This is a genomic window from Streptomyces canus (assembly GCF_030815415.1).
In the GTDB taxonomy this organism is placed as follows: domain Bacteria; phylum Actinomycetota; class Actinomycetes; order Streptomycetales; family Streptomycetaceae; genus Streptomyces; species Streptomyces canus_F.
On sequence record NZ_JAUSWW010000001.1, the window covers coordinates 4,269,136 to 4,285,184 of the forward strand.

14 protein-coding genes are annotated in these 16,049 nt (G+C 69.0%); 4 read left to right on the forward strand and 10 right to left on the reverse strand.

What is annotated here, in order from left to right:
• Positions 1 to 29: 29 nt before the first annotated feature.
• On the forward strand, positions 30 to 1,175 hold the full coding sequence (locus tag QF037_RS19540; protein WP_307027024.1) for a hypothetical protein: 1,146 nt from the start codon (positions 30 to 32) through the stop codon (positions 1,173 to 1,175).
• A gap of 30 nt (positions 1,176 to 1,205) precedes the next feature.
• Here QF037_RS19540 and QF037_RS19545 read toward each other — a convergent pair whose 3' ends face one another.
• Together QF037_RS19545 and glmS are read right to left on the reverse strand one after the other, a co-directional pair.
• A complete protein-coding gene (locus tag QF037_RS19545; RefSeq protein ID WP_307027026.1) occupies positions 1,206 to 1,577 on the reverse strand; it encodes a holo-ACP synthase in 372 nt (123 codons plus the stop codon).
• Between the two features lie 33 nt (positions 1,578 to 1,610).
• Complete coding sequence (gene glmS, locus QF037_RS19550) at positions 1,611 to 3,458, reverse strand: glutamine--fructose-6-phosphate transaminase (isomerizing) (protein WP_307027028.1); 1,848 nt, start codon at positions 3,456 to 3,458, stop codon at positions 1,611 to 1,613.
• A gap of 168 nt (positions 3,459 to 3,626) precedes the next feature.
• Here glmS and coaA point away from each other — a divergent pair, with 168 nt between their 5' ends.
• Positions 3,627 to 4,616 (forward strand): type I pantothenate kinase, encoded by a 990-nt coding sequence (coaA, locus tag QF037_RS19555; RefSeq protein ID WP_307027030.1) that lies wholly within the window; start codon positions 3,627 to 3,629, stop codon positions 4,614 to 4,616.
• 37 nt (positions 4,617 to 4,653) lie between these two features.
• Positions 4,654 to 5,574: a DUF389 domain-containing protein gene (locus QF037_RS19560; protein WP_307027033.1), complete on the forward strand. Its 921-nt coding sequence runs from the start codon at positions 4,654 to 4,656 to the stop codon at positions 5,572 to 5,574.
• Between the two features lie 80 nt (positions 5,575 to 5,654).
• Here QF037_RS19560 and glmM read toward each other — a convergent pair whose 3' ends face one another.
• The 3 genes from glmM to rplM form a co-directional block, all read right to left on the reverse strand.
• Positions 5,655 to 7,013, reverse strand: coding sequence for a phosphoglucosamine mutase (gene glmM, locus QF037_RS19565; protein ID WP_307027035.1), 1,359 nt, complete (start codon positions 7,011 to 7,013; stop codon positions 5,655 to 5,657).
• Between the two features lie 179 nt (positions 7,014 to 7,192).
• On the reverse strand, positions 7,193 to 7,720 hold the full coding sequence (rpsI, locus tag QF037_RS19570) for a 30S ribosomal protein S9 (RefSeq protein ID WP_005481197.1): 528 nt from the start codon (positions 7,718 to 7,720) through the stop codon (positions 7,193 to 7,195).
• Between the two features lie 42 nt (positions 7,721 to 7,762).
• Positions 7,763 to 8,206 carry a 50S ribosomal protein L13 gene (gene rplM / locus QF037_RS19575; protein WP_045559465.1) on the reverse strand — a complete coding sequence of 148 codons (444 nt, stop codon included), beginning with the start codon at positions 8,204 to 8,206 and terminating at the stop codon, positions 7,763 to 7,765.
• A 261-nt stretch (positions 8,207 to 8,467) separates the two neighbouring features.
• On the opposite strand from rplM, the gene QF037_RS19580 reads away from it, so the two are divergent.
• Positions 8,468 to 9,346 carry a hypothetical protein gene (locus QF037_RS19580; RefSeq protein WP_307027037.1) on the forward strand — a complete coding sequence of 293 codons (879 nt, stop codon included), beginning with the start codon at positions 8,468 to 8,470 and terminating at the stop codon, positions 9,344 to 9,346.
• A 54-nt stretch (positions 9,347 to 9,400) separates the two neighbouring features.
• Here the strand turns inward: QF037_RS19580 and QF037_RS19585 are convergent, their stop codons facing one another.
• Genes QF037_RS19585 through QF037_RS19605 form a run of 5 tightly spaced genes read right to left on the reverse strand, consistent with a single transcriptional unit; the run spans position 9,401 to position 15,779 of the window.
• Positions 9,401 to 10,171, reverse strand: a complete 771-nt coding sequence (locus QF037_RS19585) for a polyprenol monophosphomannose synthase (RefSeq protein WP_307027039.1) — start codon at positions 10,169 to 10,171, stop codon at positions 9,401 to 9,403.
• A gap of 18 nt (positions 10,172 to 10,189) precedes the next feature.
• The gene (locus tag QF037_RS19590; protein WP_307027041.1) at positions 10,190 to 11,506 is read right to left on the reverse strand and encodes a UDP-glucose dehydrogenase family protein; all 1,317 of its coding nucleotides are present in this window, start codon (positions 11,504 to 11,506) and stop codon (positions 10,190 to 10,192) included.
• Between the two features lie 33 nt (positions 11,507 to 11,539).
• Positions 11,540 to 13,354: an ArnT family glycosyltransferase gene (locus QF037_RS19595; protein WP_307027043.1), complete on the reverse strand. Its 1,815-nt coding sequence runs from the start codon at positions 13,352 to 13,354 to the stop codon at positions 11,540 to 11,542.
• Positions 13,354 to 14,364: a glycoside hydrolase family 26 protein gene (locus tag QF037_RS19600; RefSeq protein WP_307027045.1), complete on the reverse strand. Its 1,011-nt coding sequence runs from the start codon at positions 14,362 to 14,364 to the stop codon at positions 13,354 to 13,356. The genes QF037_RS19595 and QF037_RS19600 overlap by 1 nt, the downstream gene beginning before the upstream one ends.
• Positions 14,364 to 15,779, reverse strand: coding sequence for a glycosyltransferase family 2 protein (locus tag QF037_RS19605; RefSeq protein ID WP_307037260.1), 1,416 nt, complete (start codon positions 15,777 to 15,779; stop codon positions 14,364 to 14,366). Before QF037_RS19605 ends, QF037_RS19600 begins: the two co-directional genes overlap by 1 nt.
• Positions 15,780 to 16,049 lie beyond the last annotated feature (270 nt).

Here is a 16,049-nt window from a genome sequence, read left to right on the forward strand (position 1 = left end):
AATTGGTTCGACACACAGGACGGACCCCCATGCGAAGCAGAGCCGCACTGATCGCCGGCACCGCAGCCGCCGCCCTCATGACGGCGGGCATCACCGCCACCACCGCTCCCCAGGCCGCCGCCGCGGCCTGCGGCGAGGGCTCCTACCAGGCCGAGGCCGTCCTGAACGGCGGCACCTGGACGGCCCGCCGCGGCAGCACGACGCTCTACACCGGCACGGACCTGCGCGCCGCGGCCCAGGCGGCGGTCAACAGCCTGACGTCGGGCCGCACGGCGAAGGAACGGGTCGTCGTACGCGGCTCGGGCTCGATGCCGGCCGGCTCCCGCATCTCCCTGCCCAGCTACACGGTCCTCGACGTCTGCGGCACGATCAACGTCACCGGCACGGGCAGCGGCGACCAGGCCCCCGTCTACTCCCGCGGCACCCGCGACATCGAGGTCCAGCACCTCAACCTCACCGGCAGCCCGCTCTACGGCGTCTTCCTGCGCAACGTCCAGAACGCGACCCTCGGCCAGCTCGACATGCGCCTGTCGGCCGGGCTCGGCGTCCGCATCGACAACCGCGGCGACACCTCGCAATGGACGCGGAACGTCCGCATCGACAACGTGTACGTGTCCGGCGCGTCGAGCCACGCGGTGGAGACCTACGGCGTGGACGGCCTGACCATCGGCACCGTGACCGCGCGCAACGTCGGCGAGTCCGGCCTCCTCCTCAACCAGACGATCAACGCGACGGTCACCAGGGTCGACGCGGAGAACGCCGGCACCGGCACGGGGTACGCCGCCTTCCGCATGGCCAACCGCAACGGCCGGGTGGGCAGCTCGTACCCCACCAACATCCGCGTCGGAGAGGTGATCGCGCGAGGCGGCGGCAGGGGCGTCTTCTGCGTCTCGGAGAGCGGCGGGGCGGTCATCGACAAGGTCACGCTCACGAACACCGGCAACAACTCGGTCCTGATCGAGAACTGCTACAACGTCAGCCTCGCCGCCCAGAGCGGCACCATCACCGGCGGCGGCGAACTGCGCCTCGCGGCCCGCTCGGAGTTCCCCAACAACGACAACATCACCGTCCAGAACCTCACGGTGACGAACTCGTCGATCCGCGAGAGCCCCTGCGGCACGAACACGACGTTCCGCAACATCACACGCGTCAACACCACACAGACCATCTGCTAGCCGCGGTCCGCCGCGAGGGGTGGGCTCCGCCTATCCCTCCGCCACCACCACGGCGGAGGCCACCCCCGCGTCATGGCTGAGCGACACATGCCAGGACCGCACCCCGAGCTGCGCGGCCCGCGCCGCCACCGTCCCGGTGACCCGCAGCCTCGGCTGCCCACTGTCCTCGACGTACACCTCGGCGTCGGTCCAGTGCAGCCCGGCAGGCGCCCCGAGCGCCTTGGCCAGAGCCTCCTTGGCGGCGAACCGGGCGGCGAGCGAGGCGACCCCCCGCCGCTCCCCGCTGGGCAACCACAGCTCACTGTCGAGAAACAGCCGCCGCGCCATCCCGGGTGTGCGCTCCAACGACGCCGCGAACCGCTCGATCTCCGCCACGTCGATCCCGACACCGATGATGCTCATGCGCAGCACCTTAAGGGGGGCTCCCCTCGCCCCCTACTCCACCGTCACCGACTTGGCCAGGTTCCGGGGCTGGTCCACCTCGTTGCCCCGAGCCGTGGCCAGCTCGCACGCGAAGACCTGCAACGGCACTGTCGCCACCAGCGGTTGCAGCAACGTGGGCGTGGCCGGGATGCGGATCAGATGGTCCGCGTACGGGACCACCGCCTCGTCCCCCTCCTCGGCGATCACGATCGTCCGCGCACCCCGGGCCCTGATCTCCTGGATGTTGGACACGATCTTGTCGTGCAGCACGGACCGGCCCCGCGGCGACGGCACGACCACCACCACGGGCAGGTCCTCCTCGATCAGCGCGATCGGCCCGTGCTTCAGCTCGCCCGCCGCGAAGCCCTCGGCGTGCATGTAGGCGAGTTCCTTCAGCTTCAGCGCCCCCTCCAGCGCCACCGGATACCCCACGTGCCGCCCGAGGAAGAGGACCGTGTCCTTCGAGGCCAGCGACCTGGCCAGGGCACGTACCGGCTCCATGGTCTCCAGCACCCGCTCCACCTCGCCGGAGATATGCGACAGGTCCCGGATGACGGCGGAGATCTCGTCGCCCCACTTGGTGCCCCGCACCTGGCCCAGGTAGAGGGCCACCAGATAGCAGGCCACCAACTGCGTCAGGAACGCCTTCGTCGACGCGACCGCCACCTCGGGCCCCGCGTGCGTGTACAGCACCGCGTCCGACTCACGAGGGATCGTGGAACCGTTGGTGTTGCAGATCGCCAGCACCTTCGAGCCCTGCTCCCGCGCATGCCGCAGCGCCATCAGCGTGTCCATGGTCTCCCCGGACTGCGAGATGGCGATCACCAGGGACCGCGCCCCCAGGATCGGGTCCCGGTAGCGGAACTCGCTCGCCAGCTCCACCTCGCAGGGGATCCGGGTCCAGTGCTCGATGGCGTACTTGGCGATCAGCCCCGCGTGGAAGGCCGTACCGCACGCCACGATCACCACCTTGTCCACCTCACGCAGCTCGGACGCGCTGATCCGCACCTCGTCCAGCGTGAGGGAACCGGCCGCGTCGATGCGTCCCAGCAGGGTGTCCGCGACCGCCTTCGGCTGCTCGGCGATCTCCTTGAGCATGAAGTAGTCGTAGCCGCCCTTCTCCGCGGCGGACGCGTCCCAGTCCACGTGGTACGACCTGACCTCCGCCGGACGGCCGTCGAAGCCCGTCACCGTCACCCCGTCCCGGCGCAGCTCCACCACCTGGTCCTGGCCCAGCTCGACCGCCGACCGGGTGTGGGCGATGAACGCGGCGACATCGGAGGCCAGGAACGCCTCCCCCTCCCCCACGCCCACCACCAACGGCGAGTTCCGCCGCGCCCCCACCACCACGTCCGGCTCGTCCGCGTGCACCGCGACCAGCGTGAACGCACCGTCCAGCCGCCGGCACACCAGCCGCATCGCCTCCGCGAGATCCCCCGTCACGGAGAACTCCTCCGCCAGCAGATGCGCGACGACCTCCGTGTCCGTCTCGGAGGACAGCACATGCCCGCGCTCCGTCAGCTCGGCCCGCAGCGCGGCGAAGTTCTCGATGATCCCGTTGTGGACGACCGAGACCCGGCCCGCGTTGTCCAGATGGGGATGCGCGTTCGCGTCCGTCGGGGCGCCGTGGGTGGCCCACCGGGTGTGGCCGATGCCCGTCCCGCCGGTGGGCAGGGGCCGGTCCACCAGTTCCTTCTCGAGGTTGACGAGCTTGCCCGCCTTCTTGGCGGCCGCCAGCCCCCCGTCCGCCAGCACGGCGACACCCGCCGAGTCGTACCCCCGGTACTCCAGCCGCTTCAGTCCGGCCATCACGACTTCGAGCGCCGGCTGCGACCCCACGTAACCCACGATTCCGCACATGCGCCGCAGCCTAAAGGCGAAACCCCGTCTGAACAGTGTCCGAACCGGCCGAAGCCTGCCCGAAATCGGAAATCCCACGGCCGTTACGAGCCCCCTGCCGCGCTCCGGGGGACCACCGCGTGACGGACCCCACCCGCCATCGCGTTCAAACTCCGTTAACAATGGACTGTGATCTCTCCGGTCTCCTCGATCCCCCGGAGCGCCCACCGGCACAAGCCGGAGGCGACTCCCTACGTCGACCTCACCCGCGCCGAGTGGAGCGCGCTGCGCCACAAGACGCCGCTGCCGCTCACCGCCGAGGAGGTCGAGAAGCTGCGCGGTCTGGGCGATGTCATCGACCTCGACGAGGTGCGCGACATCTATCTGCCGCTGTCACGGCTCCTCAATCTCTACATCGGCGCCACGGACGGGCTCAGAGGGGCGCTGAACACCTTCCTCGGCGAACAGGGCGCCCAGTCCGGCACCCCCTTCGTCATAGGGGTCGCGGGCTCGGTGGCCGGCGGCAAGTCCACGGTCGCCCGGCTCCTGCAGGCCCTGCTCTCCCGCTGGCCCGAGCACCCGCGCGTCGAGCGTGTGACGACGGACGGCTTCCTGCTGCCGACCAAGGAGTTGCAGGCCCGCGGTCTGATGTCGAGGAAGGGTTTCCCCGAGTCGTACGACCGACGGGCCCTGACCCGTTTCGTCGCCGACATCAAGGCGGGCAAGGACGAGGTGACGGCCCCCGTCTACTCCCACCTCATCTACGACATCGTCCCCGGCGAGAAGCTCGTCGTGCGCCGCCCGGACATCCTGATCGTCGAGGGCCTCAACGTCCTTCAGCCCGCCCTCCCCGGCAAGGACGGCCGCACCCGCGTCGGCCTCGCCGACTACTTCGACTTCAGTGTCTACATCGACGCCGGCCCCGAGGACGTCGAGCGCTGGTACCTCAACCGCTTCAAGAAGCTGCGCGAGACGGCCTTCCAGAACCCCGACTCCTACTTCCGCAAGTGGACGCAGGTGTCGGAGGAGGAGGCCCTCGACTACGCCCGCACCCAGTGGCGCACCATCAACAAGCCCAACCTGATCGAGAACATCGCCCCCACCCGCGGCCGCGCCACCCTCGTCGTCCGCAAGGGCCCCGACCACAAGGTCCAACGCCTGCGCCTGCGCAAGCTGTGAACTCCCGTACCGGGCCTGTTGCCTGTAAAAAGGCGTCATGCTGCATCTGCGCCTGATCACCCCGGCCGAGAAGACCGACGACGTGGTCCGGCTGATCGAGAAGACGGTCGGCACCACGCACCTGGTCGTGCTGCCGGGCGCCGCCCGCAACCCCGCCGGGGACGTCGTGATGTGCGACGTCGCCCGCGAGGCCGGCGACGAACTCATCGGCGTACTACGCGAGTTGGACCTGGACAAGACCGGCTCCATCGCCGTCGAGAACATCGACCTGTCGCTGTCCGAGCGCGCCGACGACGCCGAGAAGGAGGCACCGGGCGAGGGCGCGGACGCGGTCCTGTGGGAGCACCTCACGGACGCGACCCACGAGGAGTCGACGCTCTCCATCACCTACATCGCCTTCATCACGCTGGCCACGATGATCGCCGCCTGCGGTGTGGTCCTCGACAACGCGATCCTGATCGTGGGCGCGATGGCGGTGGGCCCGGAGTTCGGCCCCCTGGCCGCGTTCAGCACGGCGATCGTCCAACGCCACCCCAGACTGGCGCTGCGCTCCCTGATCGCGCTGCTGGTGGGCTTCGCGGTGGCCATGCTGGTGACGGTCGGCTTCAGCTACTTCATGGACTCGGTGAACCTCTTCAGCACCGAGCAGTTGGACGCCACGCGCCCCAACACCAACTTCATCTACCGGCCCGACTGGTTCTCCTTCGTCGTGGCCGTCCTCGCCGGCTGCGCGGGCACCCTGTCCCTGACCTCGGCCAAGTCCGGCGCCCTGGTCGGCGTCGCGATCTCGGTGACCACGGTCCCAGCGGCCGCGAACGCCGCCGTCGCCTTCAGCTTCAACCAGTACAAACAGGCCTGGGGTTCAACAGAACAGCTCCTGCTGAACCTCCTGGGCATCGTCCTGGCAGGCACAACCACCCTGCTCTTCCAGAAATGGCTCTGGCGCAAACCCACCTAGGGGCGCGGGGAACTGCGCGACCAGCCACGAACAACCCGCAGCCCGCAACACACAGAACCCCCCACCCCGAACCCGGCGCCCTAACCCAGCGCCGACTTCACCGCATCGGCCAACCGCCCGGCCACAGACCGAGCCTGATCGATATCCGCCGCCTCGACCATCACCCGGACCAACGGCTCCGTACCCGACGGCCGCAACAACACCCGCCCGGTGGACCCGAGTTCCCGCTCGGCCTCGGCAACCGCCGCCGCCAGCTCCCCCGAGGTCCCCACCCGCGCACGATCCACGTCCGGCACATTGATGAGCACCTGCGGCAGCCGCTGCATCACCGACGCGAGCTCCCGCAACGACCGCCCGGTGGCCGCGACCCGGGCCGCGAGCATGAGCCCCGTCAGCGTCCCGTCACCGGTCGTGGCGTGATCCAGGATGATGACGTGCCCGGACTGCTCGCCACCGAGCGCGTACCCGTGCTCCTTCATCGCCTCCAGCACATACCGGTCACCCACCGCCGTCTGGATGAGGCGAATCCCCTCCCGCTCCATCGCCAGCTTGAACCCGAGGTTCGACATGACGGTCGCGACGACGGTGTCGGCCCGCAGCGCGGAGCGTTCCCGCATCGCCAGCGCGATGACGGCCATGATCTGGTCGCCGTCCACCTCTTCGCCGGTGTGGTCCACGGCGAGGCAGCGGTCGGCGTCCCCGTCGTGCGCGATGCCGAAGTCGGCCCCGTGCTCCACGACGGCGGCCTTCAGCAGGCCGAGGTGGGTCGAGCCGCACCCGTCGTTGATGTTGAGCCCGTCCGGCGACGCACCGATGGTGATCACTTCGGCCCCGGCCCGCGTGAACGCCTCCGGCGAGACCCGCGCGGCGGCACCGTGCGCCTCGTCGAGGACGATCTTCAGGCCTTCGAGCCGGTTCGGGAGGACGCCGATGAGATGGGCGACGTACCGGTCGAAGCCCTCCAGGTACTCACGGACGCGCCCCACGCCCGAACCCGTCGGACGGTCCCAGGGCTCGCCGTGCCGGTGGGACTCGTAGACCGCCTCGATCCGCTCCTCCAGCTCGTCGTCGAGCTTGTGCCCGCCGCGGGCGAGGAACTTGATGCCGTTGTCGGGCATGGCGTTGTGGCTGGCGGACAGCATGACGCCGAGGTCGGCACCGAGGGCGCCCGTGAGGTAGGCCACGGCCGGGGTCGGCAGGACGCCGACCCGCAGGACGTCGATACCGGCGCTCGCGAGGCCCGCGACCACGGCGGCCTCCAGGAACTCCCCGGACGCGCGCGGATCCCGTCCGACCACCGCCGTCGCCCGGTGGCCCGCGAAGGTACCCGCCTCGGCCAGTACGTGGGCCGCCGCTACCGACAGACCCAGGGCCATCTCGGCCGTCAGGTCCGCGTTGGCGACGCCGCGCACGCCGTCCGTGCCGAAGAGTCGTCCCACTTGTCCTCCTGAAAGAGCGCTGCCACTCGGAGATCATCCGATCGCACAAGTCTGAGAACGTCTTGTGCCGTTATACGCCTAAGGCTGTGATAAACGAACGCCCCGGCGGCACTGTGGCGTGCCGCCGGGGCGTTCGGACGTACTGCTGACGTGCGAGTACGAGCTGCAGGCAGCGAAGCTTAACGCTTGCTGTACTGCGGGGCCTTGCGGGCCTTCTTGAGACCGGCCTTCTTGCGCTCGACCGCACGGTCGTCGCGGCGGAGGAAGCCGGCCTTCTTGAGGGCGCCGCGGTTGTTGTCCACGTCGGCCTCGTTCAGCGCGCGGGCCACGCCGAGGCGCAGGGCGCCGGCCTGGCCGGAGACACCGCCACCCGCGATGCGGGCGATGACGTCGTAGCGGCCCTCGAGCTCGAGCACCTTGAAGGGCTCGTTGACTTCCTGCTGGTGCACCTTGTTGGGGAAGTAGTCCTCAAGGGTGCGACCGTTGATCTTCCACTTGCCGGTGCCCGGGACGATCCGGACGCGGGCGATGGCGTTCTTGCGACGGCCCAGGCCGGCGGCCGGCTGCGGGTCGCCGAAGCGGCCGGCGAGGGACTCCGAGGTGTACTCGCCCTCGACGGGGACCTCGGACTCGGTGGTGTAGCTCTCCATGTCGACGAGCTCGGTCTCGGTCTCTTCGACCGGCTGCTCAACGGTGGTCTCGGCCACGGTTCTCCTCAGATTCTTTTCTGTTTAGGGGTGTGGCCGGAACTACTGCGCGACCTGGGTGATCTCGAACGGCACCGGCTGCTGAGCAGCGTGGGGGTGCTGGTCGCCCGAGTAGACCTTCAGCTTCGAGAGCATCTGACGGCCCAGGGTGTTCTTGGGGATCATGCCCTTGATGGCCTTCTCGACGGCCTTCTCGGGGTTCTTCGCCAGCAGCTCGTCGTAACGGACGGAGCGCAGACCACCCGGGTACCCGGAGTGGCGGTACGCCAGCTTCTGGGTCTTCTTGTTGCCGGACAGGTGAACCTTGTCGGCGTTGATGATGATGACGAAGTCGCCCATGTCCATGTGCGGGGCATAGGTCGGCTTGTGCTTGCCACGGAGGAGGTTCGCGGCAGTGGTAGCCAGACGGCCCAGGACGATGTCCTGAGCGTCAATGACGTGCCACTGGCGAGTCACATCGCCGGGCTTGGGGCTGTACGTACGCACTTCGCAGCCTTCTTCTTCAGTGGATGGGTGCTGACACATGGCATCACTGAAGCGATCGTGCAGCTGGGGACGACAGTGCCGGGACCGATGCCCGTATGCCGCCCACTGGTAACTGCTCCAGGGAACCTACGTAAGGGCCTCTCGCCTGAGAGCGACCAAGCCAATACGCATAACAATCGGCAAGAGTACTCGCGCTGCCCCGGACGGGTCAAAACGAGTACGCGCACCGGCCCCTCCCGCCCCCCGTCTAAGATGCGCCCCATGAGCTTTGGGCAGCAGGGGGGACCCCCGTCCCAGTGGGATCCCTGGAAACCGAATTCCCAGCAGCCGTGGACCGGCAGCGGTGACGGCCCGACCCCGGACTGGGCCGCGCTCGCCGAGGCGTCGGAGACCCGCAACAAACGCCGCAGGCTGCTGTTCATCGGCGGTGGCGCCCTCGCCACCGTGGCGATAGGCACCGCCGTGGCCGTGGCCGTGGTGTCGGCGAACGGGGACAGTGAGGCGTCCACCGCGTCCTCGCTGCCCGCGACCGCGGACATCCCGAGCCAGTCCGCCACGGCCCCGTCCTTCGCGCCGACCAGCGCCCCGCCGCCGCTGGACCCGAAGGAGTTCGTCTCCAGCAAGACCAAGGACACCGCCCCGATCGGCGCGGACATCCTCTTCCCGGGCACGCAGCTGACCATGGGCGAGACGGTCTACAAGAAGGGCCCGACGACCGACACCAAGAAGTGCGCCTCGGTCGCCCAGGGCACCCTGCCGAAGATCCTCGACGCCAACGACTGCACGCGCCTGATGCGGGTGACGTATGTCAAGGACGGCGTCGCGGTGACGGTCGGCGTGGCCGTCTTCGACACCGAGGCACAGGCGACCAAGGTCAAGACCCAGGCCGACGACAAGAGCGTCGTGCGGTCCCTGTCCGGCAGCGGCGTGAAGTCCTTCTGCGACTCCGCGATCTGCCGTACGACGACCAACTCCTACGGCCGCTACGCCTACTTCACGACCGCCGGCTTCACCAACGGCAAGAACGTCACGGAGAAGAGCACGCAGGTCTTCTCCACCGGCGACGACCTGGCCGAGTTCACCTTCCGCCAGATCCGGCGCCGCGGCGAGGCCCAGGCGTCGGCCGCGGCGAACGAGTAGCGAGCGCGTCGATCCGCCGGCCCCCGCAGGCCGGCGGATCCCGGTCCCGGCCGCTCAGCTGCGCCGGTTGCGCATCCGCAGCCGCAGCGGCACCAGCGCCGACTCGATCTGCGTCGAGAGGTTCATCTTGGAGACGCCCTCGGTGCGCTCCTCGAAGCGGATCGGGATCTCGACGGCGCTGTGCCCGGCCCGGACGGCCTTGAACTTCAGCTCGACCTGGAAGCTGTAGCCGGCGCTGTCCAGGGTCGCCAGATCCACGTCACGCAGCGTGGCGGCCGACCACAGGTTGAAGCCGGCCGTGATGTCCCGGATCTTCGTGCCGAGCACGGTCCGGGCGTAGCGGTTGGCGAAGCGGGACAGCAGGACGCGGTGCCGGCCCCACTCCTCGTCCAGCGAGCCGCCCTCGACGTACCGGCTGCCGACGACCAGGCCGACGCCGGAGGCCACGGCCGTGCCGAGCATCCGCGGCACCGCCTCGACGGGGTGGCTGCCGTCGGCGTCCATCTGGATGACGTACTCGGCGCCCTCGGCGAGCGCGGCGCTCATGCCCGCGACGTACGCGCGCCCGAGGCCGTCCTTCTCGGTGCGGTGCAGCACGCTCATCCGGCGCCGCCCGTGAGCCTGGTCCGCGTTGTACTTCTCCGCGAGCTCATCGGCGATCCGCCCCGTCCCGTCCGGGCTGGAGTCGTCGACGATCTTCAGATGCAGCCCGTCGATCGGCAGACCGAGGACCAGCTCGGCCATCCTGGGCAGGTTCGCCGCCTCGTTGTACGTCGGCATCACGATGGTGACCGGTACACCGCCGTGTCTGTCGTTGGCCGTCATGTCTTTCCGTTCCCTCCCCTAGAGGCCCTGAAGGGGCCTCTCCTCAACCGGCGCGGGCCTGCCCAGCGCGCGGAAGTGCCAGCCCGCCGCGGACCAGCGGTCCCCGTCGAGCGCCCCCCGGCCGTCCACGATCAGCGGACGGGCCACCAGCGACGCGGCCCGCTCCGGGTCGATCTCCCGGAACTGCGGCCACTCGGTCAGATGCAGCACGAGGTCGGCTCCCCTGAGCGCCTCCTCGGCCGACAGCGCGTATCCGAGGAGCGGGAACGCCTTGCGGGCGTTGTCCAGCGCCTCGGGGTCGTAGACCGTGACGTCGGCGCCGTCCAGGCGCAGACGGGCGGCCACGTTGAGCGCGGGCGAGTCCCGGATGTCGTCCGAGTCCGGTTTGAACGCCGCGCCCAGTACGGCGATACGGGCCCCCAGCACCGCACCTCCGCACAGCTCCCGCGCCAGCTCGACAACCTTGTCGCGACGGCGCATGTTGATCGCGTCCACCTCGCGCAGGAACGCCAGCGAGACCCCCAGCTCGTCGGCGCGGTGCGCGAAGGCGCGGATGTCCTTGGGCAGACAGCCACCGCCGAAGCCGACGCCGGCCCGCAGGAACTTCTTCCCGATCCGGTCGTCGTGGCCGATGGCCTGGGCCAGGACGCCGACGTCGCCGCCGGCCGCCTCACAGAGCTCGGCCATCGCGTTGATGAAGGAGATCTTGGTGGCGAGGAAGGCGTTGGCGGCCGTCTTGACCAGTTCGGCGGTCGGGAAGTCGGCGGTGACCAGCGGGGTGCCGGCCTCCAGGACGGGCTCGTACACCTTGCGGAGGATCGTTTCCGCATGTGCGGATCGGACACCGATCACCAGCCGGTCGGGCCGCAGCGTGTCCTCGACGGCGAAGCCCTCCCGCAGGAACTCCGGGTTCCAGGCGACCTCGACGCCCAGCGTCCCGGCGAGCCGCTCCGCCGTGCCCACCGGCACGGTCGACTTGCCGACCAGCAGCGAGTCCTCGGCCGCGTGCTCGGCGATCGCCGCGAAAGCCGCGTCGACATAGGTGAGGTCGGCGCCCTCGGAGTCCTTGCGCTGCGGGGTGCCGACACACACGAAGTGCACCTCGCCGAAGGCCCCGGCCTCCGTGTGGTCGGTGGTGAACCTCAGTCGCCCGGTCGCCGTGTGCTTCCGGATCAGCTCGGGCAGCCCGGGCTCATGGAACGGCACCTGGCCGGCCCGCAGCGCGGCGATCTTGTCCGGGTCGACGTCGACGCCGACCACCTCATGACCGAGCTCGGCCATGCAGGCGGCGTGGGTGGCACCGAGGTAGCCGGTGCCGATGACAGTGAGCCGCATGAGTACGGCCTTTCTACCTCGGCGCGGAGGTGCTCAGGAGGTCTTGATCCAGATGCGGTACTCGCTCGTGCCGTTCGCGTTGCGGAACGGGATCTCGGCCAGCAGCCGGTAGTGCGAGTTGCCCTTGACCGCGGCGGCGACGATGTCGTCCACCCGCGGATTGGTGAGCCCGTCGAGGACGATCAGGTCGAAGTCGCCGTCCTTGACCGCCGCCTTGTAGGCGCCGTCGCCGGTGTAGTACTTGCCCTTCGCGTCCTTGTACTCCATGCCGAAAAGGCTGTGCCACTGGTTGTGGCCGGACTTGTCGTACAGGTAGTAGACGGGCACCTCGGGCGTCGAGGCGAGGTAGTTGCCCTTGCGGTCCACATGGGACTCGATGGCACTGATCATCTTCGAGGAGTTGGGCCAGACGTCGAAGCGCCAGTCGGCCTGCTGGATGCCCAGGCACAGCATGGCCGTCCAGAGCATGATGCCGAGCTGGGGATAGCGGAAGTGCGCACCCACCAGCCGGGTCACCCCCACACCGGCCATCGGCGCGGCGAAGAGCAGACCGAAGCCGACGTGCTTGAACAGCGAGACCACGGTCCCCAGATGGACCTGGTACGCCGGTGCCAGCACGGCCGTGCCGCACAGCAGCAGACCGAGCAGGGCCCGCCAGCGCCAGCCGGGGTTGCCCAATCGCAGGGCCAGCGGCGACTCGTTCATCCGGCTGCGCCGCACGTACGAGATCGCGCCGCCGACGGCGGCCAGGAACATCAGCCCGCCCCACTTGGCGGACTGTTCCAGCAGGAACTCGGTGGTGTCGGTGCCATGGGCACGGTTGGTGGTGGTCTGCCGCACACCGTCCATCAGGTCGGTGGTGTACATACCGACGGCGACCAGGGCGCCGATGCCGAGCGCGAGCAGCACCATCCGCGCGAACGCCTTGCGGCCCTTGTGCGGCCACGCCGTGAGCAGCGCGAGCACGATGATCGTCGGCAGATACAGCGCGGACGCGTACTTCACCCCGACCGCCAGGACCGCGACGGGCGCGGCCAGCAACACGGCGAGGACGGGCGCCCGGTCGGTGCGCACGACGATCCAGGTCGTCAGGGCCAGCAGGAACACCGCGGCCGCGTCGTACGTGGCGAAGTAGCCCATGACGACGGTCGACTGGAGCACCGCGTAGAGCGCGGTACCGGCCAGCGCGGCCCGTTCGTTGAACAGCCGCCGGCTGAACGAGTACAGCAACCCGGTGGTGCAGAGCATGAAGAACAGGCTCAGACAACGCGCCCCGGCCAGCCCGAACTTGGCGTCGGCCATCGCGGCGAGCACCGGGTACAGCTGCGGGGAGCCGGAGAAGTACGCGGCGTAGTCGCGCGGCAGATCGGTGCCGTTGAGGAGGTGGTCCAGCTCGGCGTGGCCGGCCGCCAGGTACAGCGCCTCGTCCTGGAACGCCGTGTTGGCCAGCCGCAGCGACAGCGCCGCCTGGACGAGCATGATGCACAGCAGCACGGCCCGGCTGACCCAGGCCCGCCGCCGGCTCGTGGCCATGTCCCAGCCGGCTTCCGGCGTTTCGGGGATGTGATAGTCGGGCTCCTCGTCCGCGTCCGGCACCTGCTGGTACTGCACGGTGCGCAGGGCGTACGTCGGCTGGTCGTCGTGACCGCTCTGCGGCTGTTCCGGGATGCCGGCCGAGTACGGCGGCTGCTGCTGCTGCTGCTGGGGATGCTGCTGGGCGTCGTACCCGTGCCCCTGCTGCTGGGACTGCTGTTGCGGCGGCCGGCCGTTCGAGTTGAACCAGCTGCCGTCGTCGTCGGCGTACGGATCGTAGGGCTGCGGCGTGTAGTGATCGTGTCGGGAGGTCATCACGGCTTCCGTACGTCGAAGCCGAAACGGTCGTCCGCGGCCAGCCGCTTGAACTCCTGGAGGGCCAGCGGGCTCGCCTCCAACCGCCAGTCGGCACGCTTCTTGTGGTTGAACCAGATGAAGCCGAGCATGTCGTCGGCCTCCACACCCGCGAACAGGTTGCGGATGTCGGCCCGTCGCCGCTCACCCGCCATGGCCGCGGTCTCCAGGAGGAGCATCGGCTTCTTGGTGAAGGTGCGGATCTGGTCGATGGTGGGACCGAAGACGCTGTCGAAGGCGTTGTCGTCGTCGATCGTCCAGTAGCCGATCAGCCCGACCCAGTCGACGTAGGCGTCTCCCGGGTAGTACGGCTTCAGCTTGACGCTCTTGACCGGATTGACGATGTTCGGCGACCAGGCCCAGATCACGTTCGAGGCGCCGGCGTCGATGAACGTGTCGTGGATGTGCCGCCAGGCGGCCACGTAGTCCTCGGGGGTCGCGTGCTTCGTGCCCCACTTCTCCCAGTGGCCGTTGAACTCGTCGGCGAAGTCGATCACGACGGGGAGATTCAGCTTGCGCACGGCCGTGGCGTACTTCTTGATGTACGCGTCCGACGTGCCGGCCGCGATGTCCGCGATGCTGGTGTCGAAGGGCTCCCAGGACATCAGTGTCAGGGCGCCCTCCTTCCAGGCCTTGCGCACACCGCTGGCGTCGAAGCCGTCCCCGAAGGCGGCGTAGTACTCGATGAGGTTCGGCTGCTTGCCGGTCATCGTGGTGTAGGCGTCGACGGCCTTCATGGAGTTGGGAGCGCCGTCGAGGGCGGCGCCGTAGTACTTCTTCTCCGGCTTCAGCAGCGGGGTGACGTCGTAGGGAAGGTCCGACTCCGCGCTCTGCGACCGATCGGCGTCCCCCTCGCTCTGTCCGGCCGGTGAGCCGTTGTTCGAGTCGTCGAGCACAGAGCAGCCGCTGAGGGCCAGCGCGGTGAGCAGGACGGCGGTCAGTGCGGTGCGCGTGCGGGTGCGAAGCTGCATCAGACGGCCTCCTTCTCGCGGGGCTGGACCAGCACACGGGCCACCACGAGGGCGTAGAAGAGTCCGGAGGACAGGATCAGGGCGAAGTTCGGGGCGTCCATGGTGAACGTCCGGTACACGGCGCCGACCACCCAGATCAGGGCGGTGCCGCCGCTCCAGACCCACATGCCGATCCAGAAGCGGCGGGTCTTGTTCTTCTTGGCCCCGGAGGAACCGGTGGGCTGCCAGCCCATGCGGTTCTTGCGCAGGATGTCCCAGATGGCGAAGACGTGCGCCCAGCCGTACATCATGCGGGCGGCCCAGGCCTCCAGCCGGTAGGGCGCCTTGTGCCACATCGGGAAGACGATGGTGGTGTAGAGGATGCTGGGCGCCACCATGAGCAGATGCTCGACCTGGAGCTTGTCCGGCATCATCACCAGCAGCACGATGGGGATGACCGGCGCCGCGAAGGTGAACAGCGCCGTGTGGATGTAGTAGAAGAACCCGGACATGTAGCACAGCCGGCTGGAGAGCTTGATCTTGCGCTCCCAGAACTTCCTGCTGCCGAGCAGGCTCATCGACCCGGAGCACCAGCGGTACTGCTGGTTGAAGAAGGCACCGGCGGTGTCCGGGCACACTCCGGTGGAGACGGCGACCGGCACATACCGCAGGTCCCAGCCCAGCCCCCGCAGGTCGAAGCCGGTGTGCACGTCCTCGGAGTGCTCGATCAGCGTCGTACCGCCGTTGGTCTCCAGCGCGGCCCGCCGGTACACGGCACAGGAGCCGACGCAGATCGCGCCGTCACTGCCCTGCCGGGAGACCTGCACGGACCGGTAGAACAGCTCCTGCACGGCGCCCGCGCCGCGCTCGATCCAGTTCTGCGAGTCCAGCACCCGGAAGTACTGCGGGGACTGGACGATGCCGATGCCCGGGTCGGACTCCATGTACGGCAGCAGCTCCTGGAGCAGGTCCGCGCGCGGGGTGAAGTCGGCGTCCAGGATGAGGATGTACTTGCCGTCGGACTGCCCGAACCCGAAGTGCAGGTTGCCGGCCTTCTTGAACCAGCCGCGGTTCTCGCGGGTGCCGTAGCGGAACCCGAAGTCCCGGGCCATCGCCTCCAGCTGGGGGTCGGCGCCGTCGTCGAGGACGAACGGGACGCAGACGCCCGGGTAGTGGTCGGCCATGTCCCGGACATGCCGCCAGGTGTTGTGCAGCACCTCGATGGGCTCACCGCACACCGGCAGGAACACATCGACCGTGGGATAGACCTCGGGCCGCCAGTTGTGGACCAGCCGCTTGTGGTACGCGATGTCGAAGTCCCTGGTGAAACCATTCACCCGGAGCGATATCAGGTAGTAGATGACCGTGAAGACCAGCAGCGGTGTGTAGATCCACAGCACCGGCGTGGACTTCGCCAGCTCGAACTGACTCACCACCAGGCAGCAGAAGCTGATCAGCGAACTGATCGTCAGAATCCACAGGTTCCGCCGGGCATAGGAGTACTTCTCCTTGTCCGTCGGCGGCAGCGGCAGCAGCCCCAGTGGAGCGCTCCCACTTCGCCCGGCCCTGCGCCGTCCGCTGTTCTGACGCGCGTTGCGACGCCCCCCGGTCCGTACCGGACCCACTGAACTCATGAAAAAGAAACCGCCCATGGGCCCCACCGGCCCGTCGACCCCCACCCGTGCTCGGCCTCCCCATTCGAACCA

What these genes read in the sequence shown, in the direction of transcription:
- QF037_RS19540 (WP_307027024.1), top strand. Translation starts at nt 30, where the DNA reads ATGCGAAGCAGAGCCGCACTGATCGCCGGCACCGCAGCCGCCGCCCTC.
- QF037_RS19545 (WP_307027026.1), bottom strand. Translation starts at nt 1,577, where the DNA reads ATGAGCATCATCGGTGTCGGGATCGACGTGGCGGAGATCGAGCGGTTC.
- glmS (WP_307027028.1), bottom strand. Translation starts at nt 3,458, where the DNA reads ATGTGCGGAATCGTGGGTTACGTGGGGTCGCAGCCGGCGCTCGAAGTC.
- QF037_RS19560 (WP_307027033.1), top strand. Translation starts at nt 4,654, where the DNA reads ATGCTGCATCTGCGCCTGATCACCCCGGCCGAGAAGACCGACGACGTG.
- QF037_RS19580 (WP_307027037.1), top strand. Translation starts at nt 8,468, where the DNA reads ATGAGCTTTGGGCAGCAGGGGGGACCCCCGTCCCAGTGGGATCCCTGG.
- QF037_RS19585 (WP_307027039.1), bottom strand. Translation starts at nt 10,171, where the DNA reads ATGACGGCCAACGACAGACACGGCGGTGTACCGGTCACCATCGTGATG.
- QF037_RS19590 (WP_307027041.1), bottom strand. Translation starts at nt 11,506, where the DNA reads ATGCGGCTCACTGTCATCGGCACCGGCTACCTCGGTGCCACCCACGCC.
- QF037_RS19595 (WP_307027043.1), bottom strand. Translation starts at nt 13,354, where the DNA reads ATGACCTCCCGACACGATCACTACACGCCGCAGCCCTACGATCCGTAC.
- QF037_RS19600 (WP_307027045.1), bottom strand. Translation starts at nt 14,364, where the DNA reads ATGCAGCTTCGCACCCGCACGCGCACCGCACTGACCGCCGTCCTGCTC.